Annotated in this window: 27 protein-coding genes; 18 read left to right on the top strand and 9 right to left on the bottom strand. The window is 42.2% G+C overall.

Annotated features, from left to right (window positions below):
* Positions 1–17 precede the first annotated feature (17 nt).
* The 4 genes from essA to ABZM97_RS16455 all read left to right on the top strand — a co-directional run bounded on the left by essA (position 18) and on the right by ABZM97_RS16455 (position 2,422).
* Positions 18–473 (top strand): type VII secretion protein EssA, encoded by a 456-nt coding sequence (gene essA, locus ABZM97_RS16470; RefSeq protein WP_253269168.1) that lies wholly within the window; start codon positions 18–20, stop codon positions 471–473.
* Positions 474–536: 63 nt separating this feature from the next.
* Positions 537–1,268: a (S)-benzoin forming benzil reductase gene (locus ABZM97_RS16465; protein ID WP_253268533.1), complete on the top strand. Its 732-nt coding sequence runs from the start codon at positions 537–539 to the stop codon at positions 1,266–1,268.
* A gap of 196 nt (positions 1,269–1,464) precedes the next feature.
* Positions 1,465–1,995, top strand: a complete 531-nt coding sequence (locus tag ABZM97_RS16460; RefSeq protein ID WP_202328137.1) for an HD domain-containing protein — start codon at positions 1,465–1,467, stop codon at positions 1,993–1,995.
* A 190-nt stretch (positions 1,996–2,185) separates the two neighbouring features.
* A complete protein-coding gene (locus ABZM97_RS16455) occupies positions 2,186–2,422 on the top strand; it encodes a YuzF family protein (protein WP_087993285.1) in 237 nt (78 codons plus the stop codon).
* 38 nt (positions 2,423–2,460) lie between these two features.
* Here the strand turns inward: ABZM97_RS16455 and ABZM97_RS16450 are convergent, their stop codons facing one another.
* The gene (locus tag ABZM97_RS16450) at positions 2,461–2,850 is read right to left on the bottom strand and encodes a DUF2283 domain-containing protein (RefSeq protein ID WP_367386990.1); all 390 of its coding nucleotides are present in this window, start codon (positions 2,848–2,850) and stop codon (positions 2,461–2,463) included.
* 113 nt (positions 2,851–2,963) lie between these two features.
* On the opposite strand from ABZM97_RS16450, the gene ABZM97_RS16445 reads away from it, so the two are divergent.
* The 7 genes from ABZM97_RS16445 (at position 2,964) to pdeH (ending at position 8,649) form a co-directional block, all read left to right on the top strand.
* On the top strand, positions 2,964–4,073 hold the full coding sequence (locus ABZM97_RS16445; RefSeq protein ID WP_148963972.1) for an AI-2E family transporter: 1,110 nt from the start codon (positions 2,964–2,966) through the stop codon (positions 4,071–4,073).
* A gap of 59 nt (positions 4,074–4,132) precedes the next feature.
* The gene (locus ABZM97_RS16440) at positions 4,133–4,354 is read left to right on the top strand and encodes a spore germination protein (RefSeq protein ID WP_087993284.1); all 222 of its coding nucleotides are present in this window, start codon (positions 4,133–4,135) and stop codon (positions 4,352–4,354) included.
* Positions 4,355–4,428: 74 nt separating this feature from the next.
* A complete protein-coding gene (locus tag ABZM97_RS16435) occupies positions 4,429–4,677 on the top strand; it encodes a YueH family protein (RefSeq protein WP_087993283.1) in 249 nt (82 codons plus the stop codon).
* A 71-nt stretch (positions 4,678–4,748) separates the two neighbouring features.
* Positions 4,749–5,147 (top strand): YueI family protein, encoded by a 399-nt coding sequence (locus ABZM97_RS16430; protein WP_087993282.1) that lies wholly within the window; start codon positions 4,749–4,751, stop codon positions 5,145–5,147.
* Between the two features lie 96 nt (positions 5,148–5,243).
* The gene (locus ABZM97_RS16425) at positions 5,244–5,795 is read left to right on the top strand and encodes a cysteine hydrolase family protein (RefSeq protein ID WP_087993281.1); all 552 of its coding nucleotides are present in this window, start codon (positions 5,244–5,246) and stop codon (positions 5,793–5,795) included.
* Between the two features lie 15 nt (positions 5,796–5,810).
* Positions 5,811–7,277, top strand: coding sequence for a nicotinate phosphoribosyltransferase (locus ABZM97_RS16420; protein ID WP_333516464.1), 1,467 nt, complete (start codon positions 5,811–5,813; stop codon positions 7,275–7,277).
* A gap of 142 nt (positions 7,278–7,419) precedes the next feature.
* Complete coding sequence (pdeH, locus tag ABZM97_RS16415; protein ID WP_087993279.1) at positions 7,420–8,649, top strand: cyclic di-GMP phosphodiesterase; 1,230 nt, start codon at positions 7,420–7,422, stop codon at positions 8,647–8,649.
* On the opposite strand, the gene ABZM97_RS16410 is transcribed toward pdeH, so the two are convergent.
* Positions 8,628–8,993 carry a hypothetical protein gene (locus ABZM97_RS16410; protein ID WP_087993278.1) on the bottom strand — a complete coding sequence of 122 codons (366 nt, stop codon included), beginning with the start codon at positions 8,991–8,993 and terminating at the stop codon, positions 8,628–8,630. The genes pdeH and ABZM97_RS16410 overlap by 22 nt on opposite strands.
* 32 nt (positions 8,994–9,025) lie before the next feature.
* Between ABZM97_RS16410 and ABZM97_RS16405 the strand changes: the two genes are divergently transcribed.
* The 7 genes from ABZM97_RS16405 to ABZM97_RS16375 all read left to right on the top strand — a co-directional run bounded on the left by ABZM97_RS16405 (position 9,026) and on the right by ABZM97_RS16375 (position 14,317).
* The gene (locus ABZM97_RS16405) at positions 9,026–9,163 is read left to right on the top strand and encodes a hypothetical protein (RefSeq protein ID WP_176365307.1); all 138 of its coding nucleotides are present in this window, start codon (positions 9,026–9,028) and stop codon (positions 9,161–9,163) included.
* Positions 9,164–9,452: 289 nt separating this feature from the next.
* On the top strand, positions 9,453–9,593 hold the full coding sequence (gene degQ / locus ABZM97_RS16400; RefSeq protein ID WP_003220708.1) for a degradation enzyme regulation protein DegQ: 141 nt from the start codon (positions 9,453–9,455) through the stop codon (positions 9,591–9,593).
* Positions 9,594–9,777: 184 nt separating this feature from the next.
* Positions 9,778–10,647: a polyprenyl synthetase family protein gene (locus tag ABZM97_RS16395; RefSeq protein ID WP_367386989.1), complete on the top strand. Its 870-nt coding sequence runs from the start codon at positions 9,778–9,780 to the stop codon at positions 10,645–10,647.
* Complete coding sequence (gene comX, locus ABZM97_RS16390; RefSeq protein ID WP_367386988.1) at positions 10,644–10,865, top strand: competence pheromone ComX; 222 nt, start codon at positions 10,644–10,646, stop codon at positions 10,863–10,865. Before ABZM97_RS16395 ends, comX begins: the two co-directional genes overlap by 4 nt.
* Positions 10,866–10,880: 15 nt before the next feature.
* Complete coding sequence (locus tag ABZM97_RS16385; protein WP_367386987.1) at positions 10,881–13,193, top strand: histidine kinase; 2,313 nt, start codon at positions 10,881–10,883, stop codon at positions 13,191–13,193.
* Positions 13,194–13,273: 80 nt separating this feature from the next.
* A complete protein-coding gene (comA, locus tag ABZM97_RS16380) occupies positions 13,274–13,918 on the top strand; it encodes a two-component system response regulator ComA (RefSeq protein WP_202328144.1) in 645 nt (214 codons plus the stop codon).
* A gap of 18 nt (positions 13,919–13,936) precedes the next feature.
* The gene (locus tag ABZM97_RS16375) at positions 13,937–14,317 is read left to right on the top strand and encodes a hotdog fold thioesterase (RefSeq protein WP_253268529.1); all 381 of its coding nucleotides are present in this window, start codon (positions 13,937–13,939) and stop codon (positions 14,315–14,317) included.
* Between the two features lie 39 nt (positions 14,318–14,356).
* Here the strand turns inward: ABZM97_RS16375 and mnhG are convergent, their stop codons facing one another.
* From mnhG to ABZM97_RS16340, 7 genes are read right to left on the bottom strand one after another with little or no spacing between them, the layout of a single operon-like run.
* Positions 14,357–14,731 carry a monovalent cation/H(+) antiporter subunit G gene (gene mnhG / locus ABZM97_RS16370; protein ID WP_087993405.1) on the bottom strand — a complete coding sequence of 125 codons (375 nt, stop codon included), beginning with the start codon at positions 14,729–14,731 and terminating at the stop codon, positions 14,357–14,359.
* On the bottom strand, positions 14,715–14,999 hold the full coding sequence (locus tag ABZM97_RS16365) for a Na(+)/H(+) antiporter subunit F1 (protein WP_087993404.1): 285 nt from the start codon (positions 14,997–14,999) through the stop codon (positions 14,715–14,717). The genes mnhG and ABZM97_RS16365 overlap by 17 nt, the downstream gene beginning before the upstream one ends.
* Entirely contained in the window at positions 14,999–15,475 is a 477-nt protein-coding gene (locus tag ABZM97_RS16360; RefSeq protein ID WP_367386986.1) for a Na+/H+ antiporter subunit E, read from the bottom strand. The genes ABZM97_RS16365 and ABZM97_RS16360 overlap by 1 nt, the downstream gene beginning before the upstream one ends.
* Before the next feature lie 5 nt (positions 15,476–15,480).
* A complete protein-coding gene (locus ABZM97_RS16355) occupies positions 15,481–16,962 on the bottom strand; it encodes a Na+/H+ antiporter subunit D (RefSeq protein ID WP_087993402.1) in 1,482 nt (493 codons plus the stop codon).
* Entirely contained in the window at positions 16,955–17,296 is a 342-nt protein-coding gene (locus ABZM97_RS16350; RefSeq protein ID WP_010329900.1) for a Na(+)/H(+) antiporter subunit C, read from the bottom strand. Before ABZM97_RS16350 ends, ABZM97_RS16355 begins: the two co-directional genes overlap by 8 nt.
* The gene (locus ABZM97_RS16345) at positions 17,296–17,727 is read right to left on the bottom strand and encodes a Na(+)/H(+) antiporter subunit B (protein WP_148963957.1); all 432 of its coding nucleotides are present in this window, start codon (positions 17,725–17,727) and stop codon (positions 17,296–17,298) included. The genes ABZM97_RS16350 and ABZM97_RS16345 overlap by 1 nt, the downstream gene beginning before the upstream one ends.
* Positions 17,720–20,125 (bottom strand): Na+/H+ antiporter subunit A, encoded by a 2,406-nt coding sequence (locus ABZM97_RS16340; RefSeq protein ID WP_087993400.1) that lies wholly within the window; start codon positions 20,123–20,125, stop codon positions 17,720–17,722. Before ABZM97_RS16340 ends, ABZM97_RS16345 begins: the two co-directional genes overlap by 8 nt.
* Positions 20,126–20,297: the final 172 nt, after the last annotated feature.

Here is a 20,297-nt window from a genome sequence, read left to right as displayed (position 1 = left end):
AGGGGATCATGATTTGTATGCTCTCCTTTTCCCTTTTCATACCCTCTGCCGCCGCTGCCGAAACTGAAGAAAATACAGATGTCGCGCCAAACCAATATGAGAAAAAAGACATCGAAATCGATACGAATTATTTGCATGAAGATTCCTACTATGAAGAGAAAACAGAACTGCCTGAGGAACAGAAGGATATTACCTTTGATAAGCCGGAGGACAAGGACGCCGAGCTGATTAAAGGTTTGTTTACATCAACAGATGCCGAAGAATCCAACACGATTGCGGCCCAGTCGAAACAGCTCGGGATTACGTTTGCTGAAAAACCGATCACAAAGACGTCATCCACGGAAACAAAGGAAGAAGAAGCAACATCTTCACTGCTGCTTCCGATTCTGTATGTCGTGCTGATTCTGCTCGGAATTGCAGGGATTGTGTTCCTCATCCCGAAAGTCACAGCGCAGGAGAACAAAAAGGCGTAGGCCGCGTGCTTGTGTTGTGCAAAAGCGGTACCGTACAATAGGAACGGAAGGAGGAGGTTTCCACTGGAACTTTATATCATCACCGGAGCGTCAAAAGGACTGGGAAAAGCCATTGCATTACAGGCTTTAGAGAAGGGCCATGAAGTCCATGCCTTATCCAGAACAAAAGCTGATATCTCTCATGAAAAACTGACGCAGCATCAAATAGACCTCATCAATCTTGAAGAAGCTGAACAGCAATTTGAAACATTGCTTTCATCCATCAATCCAGATCGTTATTCAGGTATTACGCTGATCAATAACGCCGGAATGGTAACGCCGATCAAACGCGCCGGCGAAGCGTCTCGTGACGAGCTGCAGCGCCATTATCAGCTGAACCTGACAGCGCCCGTGCTTTTGAGTCAGCTGTTTACAAAACGGTTTGCTTTATACAGCGGCAAAAAGACGGTTGTCAACATTACGTCAGGCGCCGCCAAAAATCCATACAAAGGATGGAGCGCGTATTGCAGCTCAAAAGCCGGGCTTGACATGTTTACGAGGACATTCGGATTTGAACAAGAGGATGGAGAACTGCCGGTGAACATGATTTCTTTCTCACCAGGTGTGATGGACACTGAGATGCAAGCCGTCATCCGTTCTTCATCTAAAAAGGATTTCCACGACATTGAACGATTCCGGAAGTTAAATGAAACAGGAAGCCTTCGCAGTCCGGCCTTTATTGCCGGCACGCTTCTTTCTTTATTAGAAAAAGGGACGGAAAACGGACGCATTTACGATATGAAAGAGTTTTTGTAGAGCAGACATTTTCTGCTCTTTTTTTGATTAAAAAGGCAATCGCCCGCGCGTTTTGTTGAGCAGCCGCATATACTGACTGAAACGCTGCTTTTAGGGTATAACAATGATGATAAGCAGACAAAATGATGTGACATAAGAATTGAGTTTCTCTGCAAATTATGTTAGGATTCTAAAAATATCTAAAGGAGGGGTTTCCATGAGAAAGGTTACATTAATGGATGTTTTCACCCATCCAATTGCACAAAAATATATGCAACGCTCCGGTGTGGCACATGCGATTGCCTGCGCTTACCATGCGTACAGGCTGTCTATAAAAGCTGACATCAGCCCTGATTTAGCTGCGAAAGCGGCGCTGCTGCATGACATCGGCCATTATGAATGGTATACAGACGGCAAGTGGGATTATGAGAAATACAAAAGAAATGACATTCATGCCATTAAAGGGGCGGAACGGGCGCATAAGCTTCTGATTCGGCTTGGCGAGGAACCGAAAGCGGCAAAAGAGATTGCTCTTGCCATTTTGCTTCATACAGATTCCTATTTGCCTGAAGGCGAATTAGATAAAAACACGCTGCAGCAGATTGTCAAAAAAGCGGACGAACTTGATGAAGAGCCGGGCGGCCGACATCATTACCGCCAGATTGATTCTTCAACGGCACGTAAAAAAATAGAAAAGCTGGATCAATTAATCGACCAAACTCAGGCATCGACGATAAAGTCTGTATAAGTCCCGCTTGTTATACACGGAACAGCGCCAGCTTTCTTCGCTGTCTCCGCTTCACCGCCATTTCCTTTACACCCGCTTCCAAACATCTTCTCCTATAGTCTCCGCACCCCTTGGTTTTATCAGGAAAGCCTGTGTCATTATCCATAATAACGGCATAAGCTGAGATAAAACATAAAAAGGGGATTGAAGTATGGTCAACCAAGGTAGTCCGCAACTGGTCTCTTTAGTCGATCCTTATGTCTATCAGACCATTAAAAAGCTCATCGGCTCAAGGTTCATTATACAGACAGTACGAGATACGGTCAGAGGCAGACTGATCGATGTAAAACCTGACCATATCACAATTGAAGGAGCCCGAAATTCCGTTTGTTTGATCAGAATCCAGCACATGATTTCCGTCACGCCAGATTACAGTGAGCGGGTTTAAGTGCTTGCGCATGAAAAATAGGCGTACACCGTGACGTCCTATTTTTCAGTTAAGCGCTGCAAAAACGCACTGTGGTACATCGTTTCGTCAAGATCAAATCCGGCAAATTCCTGATAGCGGGCATCTGAAAAACAAAAAGTAACGCCGTACACTGTATAATTGGAACGTACTGAAGCATGTTGACGGACACGAAAATGATAGCCGTCTGCATCTTTTACATATATCCGGGATGTTCCGGCAAACGGGGAACAGAGCAAAGCTGCCTCACCAAAACATTCGAATCCGGCAATATTGCCGTCTAGGCCGATATCCAGCAGGATACAATCATTGACTTTAAGCTCCTCCGACTGTACATTCCCGCGCATATTCGGAGGAAGAAGGCGGATATACGCCAGTTCTGACTCTTTATCGTATGTCACGGCCTTCATCACCAACACTCCTTTCATCACATTAAGAGTTCTGATATGAGTTCATTTTTGTTACAATGATGGGTATAAGCCCTTTTATCTGACAAACAAAGAAAAACTAGGAGGAACAAAGCTTGTTGAAATCAAAAGTCCATTTTTGGACATTGCAGATTTTATTTGTTTTGCTGATTATTTATGTCGCAACAAAGGTTTCATTTGTGTTTCAGCCGTTTATTGTTTTTATCTCGACACTGTTTTTCCCGATGCTGATAGCGGGAATTTTGTATTTTATTTTTAATCCGGTCGTCCGCCTGCTTGAAAAAAAAATTCCGCGGACCTTATCCATTCTATTGATCTATTTACTATTTATCGGTTTGCTGGCCTTTGTTTCCGCGGCAGTCGGACCTGTCATTACGTCGCAAGTCACCGGGCTGTTTAACAATCTTCCTGATTATATAAAACAGATTCAGTCGCTGACAAACGATCTGTCCCATTCCCAATGGTTTACCTGGATGATGAACCAGGATTATGTATCAATATCAAAAATTGAACAGTCGTTGACAAGCTTTCTCCAAAATCTGCCGCAAAATATCACGTCCAGTTTATCTGCGGTGTTTGGCGTCGTGACAAATATCACGCTTGTTATTATCACGGTTCCATTTATCCTTTTTTATATGCTGAAAGACGGACACCGCTTTCCGCACCTGGCAGTGAAAATTCTTCCGGCTTCTTATCGGACAGAAGGCTTAAAGATTTTTAAAGATTTATCCGATACGCTTGCGGCTTATTTTCAGGGACAGCTGTTAATCTGTCTTTTTGTCGGAACAGCGTGTTTTATAGGCTACTTAATCGCCGGTGTTCCATACGCCCTGATTCTTGGGATTGTCATGGCGATTACCAACATCATTCCTTATGTCGGGCCTTTTCTCGGTGCTGCGCCGGCTGTCATTGTCGGTTTTATGGACTCGCCGGCCAAAGCGCTGTTCGCGATTATTGTGGTGGTCGTCGTTCAGCAGCTCGACGGGAATCTGCTGTCTCCTCTCGTGATCGGAAAGCGGCTCAATACGCATCCGCTTACGATTATTTTGCTGTTGATCGGAGCGGGGAGCTTCGGCGGCATTCTCGGCATGATTTTAGCGGTCCCGGTGTACGCGGTAGTGAAGGCATTCTTCCTGAATATTGTCCGCCTCATCAAACTGCGCCAGCGCTCACGCCTTGAAGAAAACGCGAAGCCCGCTGAATAGGCGGGCACCATTTGCGCCTCTTTGCATATGATGCTGTAAGTCAATGCGGAGGTGGGGAAATGCCTGCGATTGTAGGTCCGATTTATATTATGTCAATATCAGGTGATGCGGCGGCCAGTTTTGGAGATGTGTTTGCGATTTCACCGAAAAGCGTCGATCACTCAGGCGTGGGCTCGGGGGCGTTTCAGCTCGGTGATTTTGTGAGCATCAATAACCAAACGAGTAAAACGCTCTTCAAAGATGCCGATATCATTGATGAAACAGTTTCGTTTAACGGGTAACAGCCTTTTCAGGGGAGGCTGTTGCTTTTTTATTGTATAATATGGGTAGTCTTTGAATAGAGAGGTCATGTTTGATGAAAATAAGAAAAGCGAATATCAATACGCAAACCGGAATGATCACAGACGTGTATCTGCATGAAAACAGAAAAGAACTGCACACGCTTGTAGCGGTTCCGCAGATGGAGTGGAGCACGATCATTTCTTATGAAGAAGATAAAGCAGCTCTGCCTGAACGCCTGGAAGCTTCTTTGCGCCGGCATACAGAGGAAGTAACGGCAGGTGAGCTGGCCAAAAAAATTATGCATTGGGTAACAGAAATGTAAGCGGCCCTTGAAAGTTTAGCTCCTGCCTGATCAGGTGATAATGAAGACAAACAAGACGGGAGGACGAGCTTTTGAGTGATGATAAAATGGATCTCTATTTGCAGCAAGGAATGTATGGGCCCTTGGAAACAAAACCTGACGAGCGCCACTTGTTTTTAGGCTCATTAAGGGAAAGAGTGCTTTTGGCACTGACGAAAGGACAGGTGCTCAGAAGCAAACCGTATGAAGAAGCGGAGCGTGCGCTCAAAAACAGCAAAAACATCACCCTTTTGATTAATGGAGAGCTTCAGTATCAGTCTTACTCTCCTTATATCCAAATGGCGAACCGGAACGGAGTGCACTTCAAGATCGTATCGGATCTTCAGTTTCATACGCCTCTAGGCCTTGTCATTGCGGCTGACACTGCTGTAAATCGTGAATTGATATATATTCAGGACGACATTTTTAACCGGTCAGTGCTGAAACCTTAAGAGACAAACGGATCGTTTGTCTTTTTATTCATGGCAATTCCCTTACAACTGGAGATAAGATATAATGTTCTCATACTGATGGCGGGGAGGCCAGCTATGAAAAAAGCACTTATTTGTATAGATTATACGAATGATTTTGTGGCGAGTGACGGAAAATTGACTTGCGGAGAGCCTGGCAGAATGATAGAAGAGGCGATTGTCAATTTGACTGAAGACTTCATCACAAACGGTGATTATGCCGTATTTGCAGTAGATTCTCATCATGAAGGGGATCAATATCACCCTGAAACCCGTCTTTTTCCTCCGCATAATATTAAAGGCACGGATGGAAAAGATCTGTACGGAAAGCTTTTGCCTCTATATCAGAAACATGAACATGAACCAAACGTATACTACATGGAAAAAACGAGATATTCTGCTTTTGCGGGTACTGATTTAGAGCTCAAACTCAGAGAGCGGCAGATTGGCGAACTGCATCTTGCCGGCGTCTGCACAGATATTTGTGTGTTGCATACAGCGGTTGACGCATACAACAAAGGGTTCCGGATTGTTGTGCATAAACAGGCTGTTGCCAGCTTTAATCAGGAGGGGCACACGTGGGCTCTTTCCCATTTTGCAAACAGCATCGGAGCGCAAGTGGCAGAGTAAGGAAGGGGAAAAACAGTGTTAGAGTATGGATTTAAAGATGACAGCCTGTCATTACATACAGACCTTTATCAAATCAATATGGCCGAAACCTACTGGAGGGACGGCATTCATGAAAAGAAAGCGATTTTTGAGCTTTTTTTCAGAAGGCTTCCGTTTGAAAATGGCTATGCGGTATTTGCGGGCTTGGAAAAAGCCATCGAATACTTGGAAAATTTCAAGTTTACGGATAGCGACCTGAATTATTTACAGGAAGAACTCGGGTATCATGAAGATTTTATTGAATATTTGCGCGGTTTAACTTTTACAGGTTCACTTTATTCCATGAAAGAAGGAGAACTCGTTTTTAACAATGAGCCGATTATGAGGGTGGAAGCTCCCCTTGTAGAAGCGCAGCTGATTGAAACGGCTTTGCTCAACATTGTGAACTACCAAACATTAATCGCAACAAAGGCTGCCCGGATTAAAGGCGTCATCGGCGATGAAGTCGCGCTTGAATTTGGAACAAGACGGGCGCATGAAATGGATGCGGCCATGTGGGGAGCGAGAGCAGCCTTAATCGGCGGCTTCAGCGCGACAAGCAATGTAAGAGCCGGAAAGCGCTTTAATATCCCGGTCTCCGGCACTCATGCGCATGCGCTTGTGCAGGCCTACCGCGATGAATATACAGCTTTCAAGAAATACGCGGAAACGCATAAGGATTGCGTCTTCTTAGTAGACACGTATGACACGCTTCGTTCAGGCATGCCGAATGCGATTAAGGTTGCCAAGGAATTCGGAGACCGCATCAACTTTATTGGCATCCGCCTTGACAGCGGCGATTTGGCGTACCTGTCAAAAAAAGCCCGGAAAATGCTCGATGAAGCAGGATTTACAGACGCGAAAGTCATTGCGTCAAGTGACTTGGATGAGCATACCATTATGAATTTAAAGGCTCAGGGAGCGCGCATTGATGTCTGGGGTGTCGGTACCAAGCTGATTACAGCCTATGACCAGCCGGCTCTCGGCGCGGTTTACAAGCTTGTAGCCATTGAAGAAGACGGGAAACTGGTCGATACGATCAAAATTTCGTCTAATCCTGAAAAAGTGACGACACCGGGCAGAAAGAAAGTGTACCGTATTATCAATCAGTCCAATCATCATTCTGAAGGTGACTATATTGCGCTTTATGATGAGCAGGTGAATGATCAGAAGCGGCTCAGAATGTTCCACCCGGTTCATACATTCATCAGCAAATTTGTCACCAATTTTTATGCGAAGGATCTTCATGAGCTGATTTTTGAAAAGGGTATTCTTTGTTACCAAAACCCTGAGATATCAGACATACAGCAGTATGTACAGGATAACCTCAGCCTGCTGTGGGAGGAATATAAAAGAATCAGCAAGCCGGAAGAATATCCGGTTGATTTAAGCGAGGACTGCTGGAGCAATAAAATGCAACGGATTCACGAAGTGAAAAGCAGACTTGATGAAGAACTTGAATAAAAATAAAGAAAACTGGCCTTTCGTTCGCGAAGAGGCCAGTTTTCTTTATGAATATATTATTTTTCATGTTTAGACAATTTTCGTCAAATTATTTGATATACTTAAGAGTGAACGCCGCGCGTAGTGTAAGGGGGATAAATCAATGAGGGTGTTTGTTGCAAGACAGCCTATTTTTAATAGAAAAGAACAGGTTGTTGCTTATGAACTGCTGTATAGAGAAAGCGAAGAGAATGTCTATAGCGCTAAAGACGGCGACCAGGCAACAGCAGATTTGGTGATTAACAGCTTTTTAAACATCGGAATTGAGAAGCTGACGGAAGGGAAACGCTGTTTTGTTAATTTTACGGAAAGCCTGATGTTTTCGAATCTTCCCACCTCCTTTAATCCGAAGCAGCTTGTCATTGAAATCCTTGAAGATATACCAATCACGCCGGCCCTCATCTCAAGATGCAAAGAACTGAAAAAAATGGGGTATATGCTGGCGCTCGATGATTTTTATGCAATAAACCCGCAAAATGAAGACTTACTGGAAAAGCTCATGAGCTATATTGATATATTGAAAATTGATTTTCTTAAAACAACCCGAATGGAACGCAGAAAAATTTTGCAAACCTACGGCTGCAGAGGCTTGATCTTTTTAGCGGAAAAAGTTGAGACCAGAAAAGAATATAAACAGGCGGCCCAAGACGGCTTTCAATTATTTCAGGGCTATTTTTTCAGCGAGCCGCGCATCATCAGCGGGCATGATTTGTCGACTCATTTCTATTCATACTATGAACTGCTTAACGAATTGAGCAAAGAGCAGCCTAACATAAAGCGTGTGACAGAGTACATAGAGCGGGATTTATCACTGTCCTATCAAATCTTAAAATTTTTAAACTCATCCCACAGCCGTTTGAGCCAGAAAATTGAAAGCATTCAGCAGGCTATTATGCTGCTGGGATTTAATGAAATCAAACGGTGGATATACATTCTTTCCTTTAAGGATTTAAGCAGAAAAGGGCATTCCAGCAAGCACGAAATCATTAAGATTTCTTTGATGAGAGCAAAGCTTTGTGAACTGCTGGCGAGAAAAACAGCCCGGCCGCAGCCTGCTTCTTATATGCTGATCGGAATGTTTTCTCTCATAGACACCCTGCTGCATAGAGAAATAGAAGAGATTATTCAAGAATTGCCTTTAAAAGATGAAGTCGGAAAAGCGTTATTAGGCCATCAAAACGACTACTACCACATGCTTGAGCTTGTGAAATGTATTGAAAGCAACAACTGGGACACTCATACAGAATTAGGCAAAGAACTGGATAAAGAAGAAGCGTATGAGTGTTATCTTGAGGCTCTGGAGTGGTGTCATCATCTGATGGACGCAAAATGATTGCGGTCTTCTGACCACCGCAAAGCAAGAATCATTCGGCTTTGCGTCCCGATAAGGCTGATGTAAATGCCGTCGGGATTAAAGACCGCATCCACTTCATGCCGGACGCCCATTTGTTTGATCAGGCGCTTTACAGATTGTTTATCTGACTGCTCGGCTGCGGTCAGGATGCGGCGTGAGAGCTCCCGCGAGCCCGCAATGCGGCTGAGAACGAGCTGGGCATCCGCGAACATTCCTGCGGCCTGCTTCGCTGAACGGATAAAGGTATCTGTATTGCCGTCAGGAGCAGGCGGGCGGCGTATCTCATAAGGATAGGCGTAAAACCAAGGATAGTGATATTTCATGGGAGCACCTCACTCAAAAGGGATGTTTCTATATGTATAGATTTCTAATCGCCGAATATGACAAAGCGAAAGGCCACAACTTTAGCGTTGCGGTCTTTTCGGTGTTTGTCGGTCAGGATACGGCAAGAATCGCGTATTCAATTTTGAAAATACAGTACGGAGGACTATAGTCTTACTTAGTTAAAATGCGAAATGCGTTCAAATCAAGGGAAGTAAGAATCTTTCTCAATTCCAGCAGAAATATACGCTCCTTCACATAGAAATAAAGTCCCGTTCTCGTTGTGATTCCTTCGAGCATAAAGACCTATTGATATTTGCGGTGTCACGCAGGACTTTTTTGCATACTTTTCGGTGAAAAATAACCTGAAAGCAGATACACTATTAGTAACAGATCAAATACCTAGGACTCGTTCACCATACACAATTCATTGATCTTTCAAAAAAAGGAGTGTGGAAACGATGGAAAAGAAACTTGAAGAAGTAAAACAATTGTTATTCCGACTCGAACTTGATATTAAAGAAACGACAGATTCATTACGAAACATTAACAAAAGCATTGATCAGCTCGATAAATACAATTATGCAATGAAAATTTCGTGAAAAAGACTTGGAAACAAGTCTTTTTTTTCGTTCTGCATATACAAATAAAGGATAAAGTATTATATGATTGTTAAAAAACGAAAAACCTGCTGTCCTTTGGATAGCCCATTTAGTAAAATAGAATGGGGAGGAGGTAGTTGTTATTGAGCAGATATGTTTAGATTCTGTGGGGATCAAGGAGAAAATGAAGGAGATTGTAGATGAAAATATTATAAATGAGGACTTGAAAGCAAAACTCATATCATTTATTGAAGAAAAAAAACAATTTTCATTTGCTGAATTAGCTTATAACCATTACATAGCATTTGACGGAAAAGATGATACAGCAATTGATTTGTTGGCTGCCGGTATTGAACTTTTAATTTTATCTGCTGACATTTTTGACGATATTGAGGATAAAGACAATACTCAGGCTGCCTGGATGCAATTAGATTCTTCTATAGCAACTAACGCAGCTACCGCTCTTTATACATTGAGTTTGCAAGTGATAAATTCAGTTTCTAACAATCCAAAACTTTTAAGTCTGACTTTACAATATTCACTCCAATCTTTACAAGGACAACATGTTGATTTAAATTTGAAAGTCTCTTCAGAATCAGAGTATATTGAAATGATTAAATCTAAGTCAGGTTCTCTTGTAACATTGCCTAGTGTTCTTGGTGTATATTTGGCAACTGGAGAATATAATAAAATAGTCGATGAGTATTCACGTTATTTGGGCATAGTGGAACAAATTGCGAATGATTACTTTGGACTTTATTACCCTGACAATAATGACTTAAAAACTAAACAGACGCTTGCCTTCTACTATCTAAAGAATAAGTATAACCAATCGTCAATTGACTTATTAAATTTTTATGCGCAAGAAAATAATATGATTAATAATTTGGATGAATTGAAAAAGAAGTTACGAGAATCAGGTGTAATACTATATCTAAATGTTATTAAAAATTTAGCATTGGAAAACTTCAAGGAATCATTCAAAAAACTGAGATTAGATGAACAAAGAAAGAATAAACTATTTGTTCAATTATTAAGGGGGAATATAAATTGAAACATATTGATAAAATCATAAGCCATCTAGCAAACAATCCCGAAGCGTTTGATCAATTTAAGAATGGGAACTTAACCTTGCTAAATATAAATGAAAAAGAAAAAAAAGCAATATTATATGCGTTTGAAGAAGGAGAAGTGCCAAGAACAAGCAAGTGGCCTCCAATAGAAGCTATCAGTAATTTTTTTGAGGATGATAAAAGAAATAGTTTTATTTAATTATGGGATGATGTAATGTACAGATATATTAACGTCTATAAATATTTGTCTCTAGTTTTTATCATTTTAAGTTTTATTTATGTTATCTTCCTCTCTTATAGTTTTGTTTTTAACATCTTCGTAGGTGCAGATGTGAAGATAAATGAAGAAGGTAAGTTAGAGGTCACCAACGTTGTAGATTATACAAATGAATATTACACAGGTGTGAAAAAGGGTGACATCATTCTTGAAGTAAATGGAGAGAAAGGCAGTGACATTCAATTAAAAAGCGGAAGATTGGTCAATGTAGAAAGCTTAACTGTTGAGAGAGAGAATAAATCATTTCATTTACAAAATGTTAGCCTAATAAGTGAAGAAAATTTATTTATGTATCTCATACCAGTAATATCTTATTCAATTTGTTTGTTTTGTATATTTTTTGTTTACAGAATAAATAAAGTGAGAAAATCAACTTCAGCTTATATTTTAATTTTATTTTTGTTATTTGTATCAGTGGCGTATGTAAGTGCCTGCGGCGCAAGAAGAGGGGAAGAGGTTAGCACTTACCTGCTTGTCCTTACTTTAGTAAGTTGTCCGATTTTATATATTCATTTTATATATAAATACTTTACAGAATTAGGAACCAAGTTATTCGAAAAGAAGATTTTAATCCTTATGTATATGCTCCCGCTAATAAACCTTTTATTAGAAGATGTTCTGAGTAATAGATTAAAATCTTCGGCTTTTTTGTCTAATCTGAACTTGATTTCTTTCTTTGTCTTAGTTCTTACTGTATCTATTCTTATCCATCAAGGGATAAGAAAAATTAAACAAAAAGAGCAAAAGTCAATTTTGAAGGTCCTTGCTTATACAAATGTCCTTTCTTTCAGTCCGTTTATCATCTTTTTTGCTGTTCCATATGTATTTTTGGATAAGTATGTTTCACCTTTTAGTTTGGCTGCTTTTACACTTGTTATACCGTATTCTTTAGTATATCAATTTATGACTAATAGACTTTATAATATTGACTTTGTTGTGGGGCGCCTTAAGTACTACGGTTTTTTAGCTATTACGCCTACTGTTATTGTAGTTACTATATTTTATTATATTCAGCAACCCAAGGATATCTTTTATTCCGTAAAATTAACAATTGTAATATATTTGCTTATGTTTGCTGTTTTTTACTTTAAAGAGATCATTGACTTTCGTTTCAAGTTAAAAAGGTTTACGGAGAAATTTAATTATCAAGATGGAATTTTTAAATTTACTCAATTAATAAAGCAAGCATCGTCGGTAGATCAAGTACTTAATCATTTTAAAAATACAATCTTAGAAGTACTAAACATAGATAATGCTTGTGTGTATGATAATTCTAAAGGGGAAATTACACTTATTAGCAAGAATAACTTCAAAGATATAACTTATAAGAATTTTGAGCAATGTGTCCAAAATTTCTCAGGTGAGATCGGGAAAATAAGAGAGTTTAAACAGGGTTTTATTATTAAAATAGGTGAACGAGGAGACAGGTCATTTTTAGTACTCTGTTTCTCAAGTTATAATACTTTTAAATTAACAAGAGATGAAATTGCATGGCTTCAAACATTAGCGTTTTATACAAATGTTTCATTGGAAAATGTGATGAAAATCGAAGAATTGATGGTGCATCTTGAAGATTTAAAACAACAAGAATCAAACCCAGTTTGGCTCAAAAAACTCATGTACACCATCGAAGAAAAACAACGCTCTGATCTCGCCCGCGATCTCCACGACTCGGTTCTACAGGATTTGATTTCATTAAAACGTCAGTGCGAGCTGTTTTTGGCTGATTTTAAGAAGGATGATAGTCCGTGCCGGGAAGATGTGCAGGACAAGCTTGTACAGATGAATGAGCAGATGTCTGATGTGATTTCGATGACGAGGGAGACGTGTCATGAACTGCGGCCGCAGCTTCTGTATGATCTTGGGCTTGTGAAGGCGCTGTCCAAGCTGGTGGCTCAGCAGCAGGAACGGGTTCCGTTTCATATCCGTTTAAATACCGGCAGATTTACGGCTTCGCTTGATCTGGATTCGCAGCTGAATTTGTACCGGATCATTCAAGAGTTTCTGTCTAATGCGGTCAAGCACTCTCAGGCGACGGATGTGCTGATTATGCTCATCAGTATTCAAAACAGGATCGTTCTGCATTATGAGGACGATGGTGTAGGATTTGATCAAGAGAAAAATAATGAGCATTCCATGAGTATGGGGCTTTCCGGCATTAAAGAGAGAGTCAGGGCTTTAGATGGACGCCTTCGGATTGAAACAAGTGAAGGAAAGGGCTTTAAGGCTGATATTGAAATCGAATTGTAATGGTTTTATAACGGAAACGACTTGGCACAAGCCAAGTCTTTTTTATAAAATGGAAAAGAGTGAGTAAAAGGGAGGAAAACATGAAAAAGATACTAGTGATTGATGACCATCCGGCTGTCATGGAAGGCACCAAGACAATTTTGGAAACGGATTCGAATCTGTCTGTTGATTGTCTCAGTCCTGAACCGAGCGAACAGTTTATCAAACAGCATGATTTCTCGTCATATGATCTCATTTTAATGGATCTGAATTTAGGCGGCGAGATCAATGGGATGGAGCTTTCTAAACAGATTTTACAAGAGAATCCTCATTGTAAAATTATCGTGTATACCGGTTACGAGGTTGAGGATTATTTTGAGGAAGCGATTCGTGCGGGTCTGCACGGTGCCATCAGCAAAACGGAATCTAAAGAAAAGATCACCCAATACATATACCACGTACTCAACGGAGAAATTTTAGTCGATTTTGCTTACTTTAAACAGCTGATGACTCAGCAAAAAACAAAGCCGGCTCCTTCCTCTCAAAAAGAACAAGATGTGCTCACACCCAGAGAATGCCTGATTCTTCAAGAAGTTGAAAAGGGGTTTACAAACCAAGAAATCGCAGATGCGCTTCATTTGAGCAAGCGGTCCATCGAATACAGCTTGACATCGATTTTCAATAAGCTGAATGTCGGTTCCCGAACGGAAGCGGTTTTGATTGCGAAATCAGACGGTGTACTTTAAATAAGGGAGTTGGATAGAATGGACACGAAACACACATTGCTTGAAGCGCTTGGAATTAAGATTGTTGAAAACACAGCGGAACGATGCGTTGCGGTCATGCCGGTGGATCATCGGACGGTGCAGCCGTTCGGCTATTTGCATGGAGGCGCTTCAGTGGCGCTGGCAGAGACCGCGGCGAGCGCAGGCGCGCAAAATCTGATTGATCACACAACACAAGCTTGTGTCGGTTTGGAGATTAACGCCAATCATTTGAAACCCGTCAAGGAAGGAACGGTAAAGGCGGTAGCCGAGCCGGTTCATACAGGCAGAACGACGATTGTCTATCAAATTCACATTTATGACGAGCAAGAAAGGCTGATCTGTATATCCAGATGCACGCTGGCTGTCATCAAGAAATAAAAAAACAGCCGGAACTCTGCCTGTCCGGCTGCTTATTTTTTATAAGTAAGAATCCTCTTTGCGTTTAATCACAAAGTTTCTGATTCCGTTGTAGTCATCCTGTACACTTCTCTTATCAAGCTTGACGCCGGAGTTGTACGCGGCACGGCAGATCAAGTGTCCCCCGACAGGCGACGTAATAAAGATAAACAGAATCCCGAGCAGGATTTTAGCGGAAATGTTCCCCGTCACAAACCACAAATAGAAGAAGACACCGAGCAGAATCATATTGACGCCCAACGTTGAGCCTTTAGATGCAGCATGAGAGCGTGTAAACACATCGGGAAGGCGAAGTATCCCAAATGAAGCAACAAGGCATACAAGAGCGCCAAGCAAAATGAATACAGCCACAACGACCTTAGCGATTTCGATCATTTTCGATAATCTCTCCTTTCTCCAGGAATTTGGAAAATGCAATTGTTCCGATAAATGCTAAAATGCCCAGCAGCAAAATAATATCCAGAAACGCGTTTGTATTCAGCAAAATGGAGACGAGTGCCGTGATCGCAATCAGGTTGATGCCGATTGCATCCAGAGCCACTACCCGGTCAGGCACAGTCGGCCCTTTAATGACACGAATGACATACAAAAAGGTAGACACTGCCATAATGCCGAGCGCGAGTTGCAGGATCAGTGTAAACATCAGCGGCTCACCTCCTGTATGGCTTTTTCAAATGACTCACGAATATCAAAAATGGCTTTTTCCGCATCCTCAATATCCATCGCATGAATATAAAGTATTGTCTGGTCATCGGAAATATCCATCACCAAGGTTCCGGGCGTTAATGTAATGAGCAGGGAAAGTAGGGTAATTTCCCAATCCTTCGTCAGTTCAGTCTTAAAAGCGAAAATGCCCGGTTTGATATTCATTTTTGGCGATAAAATGGATTTCAATACACTGACGTTGGCAAGGTATAGTTCCTTTAAAAAAATCAAAAAGAGTTTGATGATAGAGATCAGTTTCCATAGATAAAACTGGCGAATAAAAAAGCGCCGGAAGAAAAACAGAGAGAGCATTCCCAGAATATAGCCTGTGATAAACCCTGCGGCGCTTGGACTATTGCTCAAGAACATCCAGCAAAAAGCGAGAAACACATTTAATAAAATTTGAAATGCCATGCGATCTACTCCTTCAAAACAGCTTCAATATATTTTTCCGGATTCAGCAATGTCTCGGCCGCTTGATCAACGTAAGGTGACACCCACTCTGTACCCAACCCGAAGAGAAGAGATAGTAAGAGAAAAAAAGCTGCCGGATAAAGAAGTCCTTTAGCTGTTTTATGATTTGGTTTCGGTGTTTCTTTTTCTTCGCCCCAAAACGCATGCATAAAGATCCTCAGTACAGAGTACAGTACGAGCAGACTCGAAAGCAGAATCAGCATGGAAATCGTAAATTCACCTTCTGCGAAGCCGCCCTCCGCAATTTTGAACTTGCCGATAAATCCGCTGAGAGGCGGGATGCCCGCGAGAGAAATCGCTGAAATGAAAAACATCCATCCAAGAAGTGGATAACGTTTGATCAGCCCGCCCATTTTGTGCAGGCTCGCTGTTCCAGTCAACGCAATCAGCGTGCCCGCCAGCATAAATAAAGCGCCTTTAATCAGCATATCGTGAATCAGATAATAAATCGCGCCTTGAATGGATGCGGGGGTATGAACTGCCACACCGAACAAAATCACGCCGACAGCTGTAATAATGTTGTAGATCACAATTTTCATGACATCCGCATAAGCGAGTGAACCGATCACACCGAAAGTCACAGTCAGCGCCGCCAGCCAAATCATCAGCTGATGGGTAAAGGCTGCGTCATGAATAAAAATTAATGTGAAAACCCTAGTAATCGCATATAAACCGACTTTTGTCAGCAAAGCGCCGAACAACGCGGAGATTGCCGCCGGAGGCGCGTAATAAGAGCCTGGAAGCCAAAAGTAGAGGGGGAAGATTCCGCCCTTCATGCCGAATACTAAAAGCAGCAGGACACCAATTACAGTGATCAGCCCGGTTTGTCCTGATTCGCTGATTTTCACACTTAGATCCGCCATGTTTAACGTTCCGGTTACAGCGTATAAATAGCCGACGCCAATGACAAACAGGGCAGACGATACGATATTAAACACAATATATTTAAGGGACTCCCGCAGCTGAATTTTTGTGCCGCCTAATACGATCAGCATATAGGAAGCGATAAGCAGAAGCTCAAAAAATACGTACATGTTGAATAAATCGCCTGTTAAAAACGCTCCGCTGACACCGGCAAGCAAAAACTGAACACCGGAGTAATAAAAGGAACGCTCCCGTTTTTCACCGACAGAACGGAAGGAATAAAGGACAACCAATAAACCGACGACCGCTGTTGTGAGAACGAGCAGGCTGGCGAACTGGTCTGCTGCCAGCACAATGCCGTACGGCGCTTTCCAGCCGCCCAAACTGAGTGTCTGGATGCCATTTGTAAAGACAGTCTGTACGAGTATGCAACTGATCACAATCCCGATTGCCGATGCCGCAGTGCTGAAGATCCGCATGAGCATAAGATTCTTCGTCATGAAAATCAGCAGAATGGCCGACAGGAGCGGGATCAGGATTGGCAAAATAACAAAATTATTCATGTTGATCATTTCCCCTCATTTGATCCATATCGTCCGTTTTCAATTCCTGATAAGCGCGGAAGGCCATGACGAGAAGGAATGATGTAACGCCAAATGAAATGACAATGGCTGTCAAAATCAGGGCTTGCGGAAGCGGATCGACAAATGATTTGACATGCTTGCTTAAAATCGGAGCGGCGCCTTCCTTTAATCCTCCCATAGTCAAAAGCATTAAATGAACGCCATGGCTCAAAAGTGCTGTTCCGATAATAACGCGAAGCAGGCTTTTCGAAAGCAGTAAATACGTGGCAGCCATAAAGATAATACCGGCTAAAACAGACATCAAGATTTCCATTATTCTTCCTCTCCAATCGTTTGAATAATGGTCATCGTAATGCCTACGACAACAAGATAAACCCCTAAATCAAATATCGTCGCCGTGGCGAGCTCCGTTTCTCCAAATATCAGCAGATGAAAGTGCCCGAATGTATGGCTTAAAAATGGAGCCCCGAATACAAAGGAACCAACGCCGGTTAATACAGCGAGCAGAAGCCCGGCTCCCGCCACGTAAATGAAATTAACCGGCAAAATCGCACGGACGGTTTTTAAATCATATGCCAGGAGCAACAGAACGATGGAAGCGGATGTGATCAGCCCGCCGACAAAGCCTCCTCCAGGCGCGTTGTGTCCTGATAAAAATAAATAGAAAGAGAAAAGCAAAATGATAAAGGATACAAGTTTTGTCACGGTTTGAAGAATTAAGTCATTTGTTTTTTGTTCATTCACCGCTTCTCCCCTCCTCTTTTACTTTTGTTTTAATCATGCTGTAGATGCCGAGAGCGGCAACAGCCAGCACCGTTATTTCAAACATTGTATCAAAGCCCCTGAAATCAACGAGGATGACGTTGACAACATTATCCCCTCCGCCGAGATCATGGCTGTGTTTTAAGAAGAAGGATGAAATGCTGTCTTTTGTCCGCTGGCTTGAAGATGCGATGCCAAGCAGGGTAACGATAATGCCGACTCCTAAAGCAATGATAAAGTTCGTCAATCGGAACGTTCTCGTTTTCCTTTTCAGTCTCAATTGCGGCAGATGGTAGAAACAAAGCAGGAACAGCGCCACAGAAATGGTTTCAATGACAAGCTGAGTCAATGCTAAGTCCGGCGCTCTGAAAATCACAAAAAACAATGCGAGCGTATAACCGACCACACCAAGAGAGATAATCGCTGTCAATCTTGAACGGGCAAAAACAGTGGCCGCTGTGGCGCTGATCATGACAAGCGTCAGAATCATTTCGTATCCGCCGATTTCAGCCATTCCTTCTGTTGTAAATGAAAATCCGCCTTTGATCATCATAGCTCCGCCCATCAAAATGATGAAACCAGCGAAGATATACAGCAAATAATCCCTTAAAAACCCGGTCATATATTGTCTAGTGACTCGGTAAGAGCCTTTTTCCATGACGGCCAGAAGCTTATCGTATAATCGATTGAGTGTCAGTTTCGAAGGAAACAGTTTATAGAATCCTTTCCACTTATTCAACGTCACATATCCAAGGATGCCGAGAATAATGATGCCGGCTGTCATTTTCAATTCTGTTGTCGGCCCATGCCATTGTGTAATGTGCACATGGAATTTCTCGTGGCTGTCCAGCAGCGTCGGATAGATTGAGTTCATCGCCGGCTCAATCAAGCTGTACGACAATATATTCGGGAAAAAGAAGAGACTGACAACCAAAGCGGCAAGAATGACAGGTGCTACGAGCATGCCCGCAGGCGCTTCGTGAGCCTGTTTTTTAAGCTGCTCAGGCTGGTATTTTCCCCTGAACGTTTTAAACAGCAATTTCATGCTGTAGATAAATGTAAAGACGCTTCCGACCCAGGCGAGAACAGGGAATAGAATGCCCCATGTCTGCACGTTGAACAGATCGAAATGTGTCACGCGAAGCATGCTTGTGAAAAACATTTCTTTACTCAAAAATCCGTTAAACGGCGGAAGGCCGGCCATTGAAAATGTCCCGATTAAGGAAATGGTAAACGTAATTGGCATAATCGCCATCAAGCCGCCGAGCTTCCGGATATCCCGTGTGCCTGTTTCGTGATCGATAATGCCGACTGCCATAAACAAGCTTCCTTTAAAGGTAGCATGGTTGATTAAATGGAAAATGGCAGCCATGGCGGCAACTGTATAATATTCTGTATGGCCGTAATGAAGAGCCGCGGCACTGGCACCAAGCATGGAGATGATCATGCCGAGCTGGCTGACGGTTGAAAACGCCAAAATCGATTTTAAATCGGTTTGTTTCACGGCTTGGAAAGAACTCCAGACCATCGTAATGAGCCCGACGAGGGAAACGATCCAAAACCATTGAGCTGAAAAGGCGAAAATAGGACTGAACCTCGCAATGATATAAATGCCGGCTTTCACCATCGTAGCTGAATGAAGATAAGCGCTGACAGGCGTCGGAGCTTCCATTGCGTCAGGCAGCCAGATATAAAAAGGGAATTGCGCGGATTTCGTAAATGCCCCTAATAAAATGAGAATCATCGCCGGAATAAACAAGTCGTGGCCGGCAATTAATTGAACTTGATGGATCATCTCTCTAATACTGAAGGAATCCGTTATCAGATAGAGGAGAATAAATCCGCCGAGCATGCACAGCCCGCCGCTGACCGTAATCAAAAGTGATTTGGCTGCGCCGTAGCGCGACTTTTCACGCTTATACCAATAGCCGATCAGCAAAAAGGATGAAAGGCTGGTAAGCTCCCAAAACATATAGAGAACCATGACATTGTCTACAAGAACGACACCAAGCATAGCGCCCATGAACATCAATAAATAGACATAAAAGGGCCCAAGCTGTTCTTTTTCTTTTGATAAATAAAAAATGCTGTAAAGAGTGACCAAAGAGCCGATGCCTGTGATCAGCAAGGCGAATAACAATCCGAGGCCGTCTATATAAACGGTGAAATTAATGCCAAGTGAAGGAATCCACTCCAATACCGACCGCAATGTTTCTCCCGATTGTGTCATCCTGATCATTGGGAGAAAGTATATAAACAGCAAGACGGGCAGGATCAACACAAACCAGCCCGTGTGCACTCTTTTTGCGTATTTTGCCAAGATGGGAATGAAAAGAGCAAATAAAAAAGGCGATAAAATAGCAAAATGTAAGAGCTGCAAAGATAAGACCTCCTTTTTCTTGTTCTCAATTAAAAAATGCGCTATGTATCAATATACGGTCAAACGACCTAGTCCAAATTATATCGCACTTTTCTGCAAGCCGCCATGCTTCGAACTGCAAAATAGGATTTTATGAGTTCCTTTGACCTTAAAATAAGTCTAACAAAAATAA

The sequence above is a fragment of the Bacillus vallismortis genome (assembly GCF_040784915.1).
GTDB classification, from domain to species: Bacteria; Bacillota; Bacilli; order Bacillales; family Bacillaceae; genus Bacillus; species Bacillus subtilis_G.
Note: the sequence above shows the minus strand (reverse complement) of the source record. Positions and strands in the feature narration are given on the sequence as shown.

Coding starts and splice junctions, on each gene's coding strand:
- ABZM97_RS16360 (WP_367386986.1), bottom strand. CDS start 15,475: ATGGCATTTCAAATTTTATTAAATGTGTTTCTCGCTTTTTGCTGGATG.
- ABZM97_RS16435 (WP_087993283.1), top strand. CDS start 4,429: ATGAAAATAAGAAAAGCGAATATCAATACGCAAACCGGAATGATCACA.
- ABZM97_RS16455 (WP_087993285.1), top strand. CDS start 2,186: ATGGTCAACCAAGGTAGTCCGCAACTGGTCTCTTTAGTCGATCCTTAT.
- ABZM97_RS16375 (WP_253268529.1), top strand. CDS start 13,937: ATGGACACGAAACACACATTGCTTGAAGCGCTTGGAATTAAGATTGTT.
- ABZM97_RS16425 (WP_087993281.1), top strand. CDS start 5,244: ATGAAAAAAGCACTTATTTGTATAGATTATACGAATGATTTTGTGGCG.
- essA (WP_253269168.1), top strand. CDS start 18: ATGCTCTCCTTTTCCCTTTTCATACCCTCTGCCGCCGCTGCCGAAACT.
- mnhG (WP_087993405.1), bottom strand. CDS start 14,731: ATGATCGAAATCGCTAAGGTCGTTGTGGCTGTATTCATTTTGCTTGGC.
- ABZM97_RS16385 (WP_367386987.1), top strand. CDS start 10,881: ATGTACAGATATATTAACGTCTATAAATATTTGTCTCTAGTTTTTATC.
- ABZM97_RS16365 (WP_087993404.1), bottom strand. CDS start 14,999: ATGTTTACACTGATCCTGCAACTCGCGCTCGGCATTATGGCAGTGTCT.
- ABZM97_RS16410 (WP_087993278.1), bottom strand. CDS start 8,993: ATGAAATATCACTATCCTTGGTTTTACGCCTATCCTTATGAGATACGC.
- ABZM97_RS16440 (WP_087993284.1), top strand. CDS start 4,133: ATGCCTGCGATTGTAGGTCCGATTTATATTATGTCAATATCAGGTGAT.
- ABZM97_RS16450 (WP_367386990.1), bottom strand. CDS start 2,850: ATGAAGGCCGTGACATACGATAAAGAGTCAGAACTGGCGTATATCCGC.
- pdeH (WP_087993279.1), top strand. CDS start 7,420: ATGAGGGTGTTTGTTGCAAGACAGCCTATTTTTAATAGAAAAGAACAG.
- comA (WP_202328144.1), top strand. CDS start 13,274: ATGAAAAAGATACTAGTGATTGATGACCATCCGGCTGTCATGGAAGGC.
- ABZM97_RS16355 (WP_087993402.1), bottom strand. CDS start 16,962: ATGAATAATTTTGTTATTTTGCCAATCCTGATCCCGCTCCTGTCGGCC.
- ABZM97_RS16395 (WP_367386989.1), top strand. CDS start 9,778: ATGAAGGAGATTGTAGATGAAAATATTATAAATGAGGACTTGAAAGCA.
- ABZM97_RS16460 (WP_202328137.1), top strand. CDS start 1,465: ATGAGAAAGGTTACATTAATGGATGTTTTCACCCATCCAATTGCACAA.
- degQ (WP_003220708.1), top strand. CDS start 9,453: ATGGAAAAGAAACTTGAAGAAGTAAAACAATTGTTATTCCGACTCGAA.
- ABZM97_RS16405 (WP_176365307.1), top strand. CDS start 9,026: ATGTATAGATTTCTAATCGCCGAATATGACAAAGCGAAAGGCCACAAC.
- ABZM97_RS16350 (WP_010329900.1), bottom strand. CDS start 17,296: ATGGAAATCTTGATGTCTGTTTTAGCCGGTATTATCTTTATGGCTGCC.